General features: G+C 72.2%; 2 protein-coding genes. Both read right to left on the reverse strand.

Annotation, left to right across the window (positions count from 1 at the left end; genetic code table 11):
• A partial coding sequence (locus ACFQ4O_RS16515) for a PAS domain-containing protein (protein ID WP_378777300.1) occupies nt 1-580 on the reverse strand: 580 nt, incomplete at its 3' end.
• A 133-nt stretch (nt 581-713) separates the two neighbouring features.
• Nucleotides 714-2839, reverse strand: a 2126-nt coding sequence (locus ACFQ4O_RS16520; protein ID WP_378777302.1) for a mechanosensitive ion channel domain-containing protein, incomplete at its 5' end; no start/stop codon positions are given.

Here is a 2839-nt window from a genome sequence, read left to right on the forward strand (position 1 = left end):
TGAGCTGGCCGAGCGACTCCATCTTCTGCGCCTGCCGCAGCTGCTCCTCGGCGTGGCGGCGGTCGGTGAGGTCGCGGGCCGCGCCCACCACCCGTGGCGGCGCGCCGGGCGCCGTCACCGGCGTCAGCGTGACCTCGTAGACCCGCTCGCCGATGGGCAGGTCCACGGTCTCCTCGTAGCGCAGCGCCGTGCGGTTCTGGACGCAGTCGGCGATGTTGGCGATCAGCCGCTGGGCGGCGGCGCCCGGCATCACGTCGCCCAGCGCCATGCCGCGCACGCTGTCGCGCTTCAGTCCGAGCGCGCGCTCCACCACGCGGTTGACGGTCTCGATCCGCACCCGACCGTCCGTCTCGACCGAGACGAGGAAGACGCCGTCGGGGGTGTTGTCGATGTAGGCGGCGTAGATGGCGTCGACCCCGCGACGCTCGGTCTCCACGTCCCGCCGCTCCTCCGCGGCCGCGTTCAGGCGGCGGCGCGCCTCGGCGAGCTCCCGTTCGAGCTGCGCGATCGTCCGATCGTCCACGGGCGCGGGGAGGCCCCCTTCGCGGGTCGTGGCGGCGGTCGGCGAAGGACTGGTCATCGGCCGGTCGCCCCCGTGCGCTGACGCGGGAACGCGCGGCCCGGAGCTGGACCGCGCGTCTCTCGCGGGCGGACAGTAGCATATTTGCTTCGCGCGCCACCCCACATGGCCGCGAGAGCGGGCGCCGCGCGGATCAGCCCGAGGCGGGGCCGTCGTCGCCGGCCGGGCCGTCCAGCCGGTCCGGAGCGGGCGAGACGGTGGCCTCCGCCCCCGGCGGGGTCTCGATCCGCACCAGCGGCGCGTCCCGGTCGGTCGCGATCCGGAGCGGCGGAGCGAAGCCGTCGCGGTCCTCGCCCATGTAGACCGTGACATGGGGGTAGGGCATCTCGATGCCGCGATCGTCGAAGATCTCCTTGAGGATCTCGTTGTAGGCGCGGCCGAGCGCCCACTGTTTGCCGGGCTCGGTCTTGATGCGGGCGCGCACGGTGACGGCGCTGTCGCCGAACACGGTGAGCCCGTGCATTTCGAACGCGCCGATGATCGACGGGCCGTGGTCGGTGCGCGTCAGCCGCTCGAAGGCGTCCTGCATGGCCTTCTTCACCTCGGGCACGCTCTCCCGGTAGGCGACGCCGATTTCGGCCATGTGATAGCTGAAATGCTTGGTGGCGTTGGACACCGTCTCCACCGACGAGAACGGGATCAGGTGGTACACGCCGTCGATGGAGCGCACGCCGACCGAACGGATGGTCAGCCGCTCCACCGTGCCGGTCACGCCCGCGATCTTGACGTTGTCGCCGGTGTTCATGGCGTTCTCGATCTGGATGAAGGCGCCGGTGATGATGTCCTGCACCAGCTTCTGGGCGCCGAAGCCGACCGCGAGGCCGAGCACGCCCGCGCCCGCCAGCAGCGGCGCGATGTTCACGCCGATCTCCGACAGCGCCAGCATCGCCACCAGCACCGCCAGCACGATGGTGAAGGCGTTGCGGAACAGCGTGAGCAGGGTGCGCTCGCGGGCGGTCGGGGCCGCGCCCGCGTTGGGGTTCAGCCGGTACTCGACCCAGGACGACATAGCGAGATAGGCGGCGAGCCCGATCAGCACGATCAGGCCGGCGGAGATCGCCGAGGTCGCGACCCGCGCGCCGACCTCGCTGCCGAGCCAGCCGAGGAAGTCCACCAGCGCCCAGCTCTGGGCGATCGCGATCAGCACGCCGAGCAGCACCACCACCCGCATGACCTTCAGCACGGCGGGGACGAAGGCGTTCAGCCGCGCCTCCAGCAGCGGCAGCCGCTCCTTCATCTCCGCCGGCAGCCGCATGCCGCCCGCGATCAGCCGCGACAGGAAGGCCGTCACCGCCGCGCCCACCGCCACCGCGATCGCGGTCTGCAGCGTGGCGGCGGCCATGAAGGGCAGCGCCTCCTGCGGGTTCGCGAGCCAGACAACGAACAGCGCCACCAGCCACGCCAGCGCCGCCAGATGCCACAGCCGCGCCAGCAGGCGGTAGAAGGCGGAGAGGGCGTCGTTGTGGGTCGCCTCGGCGCCGCCCGCGAGGGCTGCCCGCACCCGCTCCCGGTTCTGGAGCACGATGGCGACGGCCATCAGCAGCGCCGCGAAGGCCACCACCACCCGCACCGCCTGCGCCGCGCCGGGCGACACCGCCGCGGTGACGATGGGCGCCACGAACAGGAAGGCGTAGCCGAGCGCGCTGACGATGCGGCTGAGCCAGAAGTACCAGTAGGCCGCCGTCTCGTCCGACAGCGGCAGCAGGCGCAGCGCCCTATGGTTCGGCGACAGACCCGCGCGCATGGCGACCTTCACCATCTCCACGAACAGGAAGGCGTTCAGGAACAGCGCCTCCTGGATGTTCATCACCCCGGTCGTCCCGAACTGGAGCGCGAAGACGTAGCCCACCGCCCAGGCGATCAGGATCATCAGCGCGTCCACCACCACGCTCGCCACGAACAGCGGGATCCGGAGCGGCCAGCGCAGATGCGCGGCTCGCCGCCCGATGGCGCGGTAGAACGGGATGCCGACGGCGCGCAGGCCGACGAAGACGCCGAAGGCGACGCCGATGGTGGCGAGCACCGCGATCACGCGGGTCCAGTCCACGGCCGCGCCGGAGACGCCGGCTGAGAACAGGCTCGAGAGATCGTTCACGAACACGGCGGTCGCGCCCATAACGCTCGCCGCCTCTTCCGCCACGCCGCGGGTGTACTCCGCCACCTGCCGGGCGAAGGTGGGTTCGGCGACGCCTTCCGCCCGACCCGCGGCCGCCTGCGCCGCGGCCGGGTCCGGCGGCGCGGAGGGGGTGTCGCCGCCCG

The sequence above is a fragment of the Methylopila musalis genome (assembly GCF_042679725.1).
In the GTDB taxonomy this organism is placed as follows: domain Bacteria; phylum Pseudomonadota; class Alphaproteobacteria; order Rhizobiales; family Methylopilaceae; genus Methylopila; species Methylopila musalis.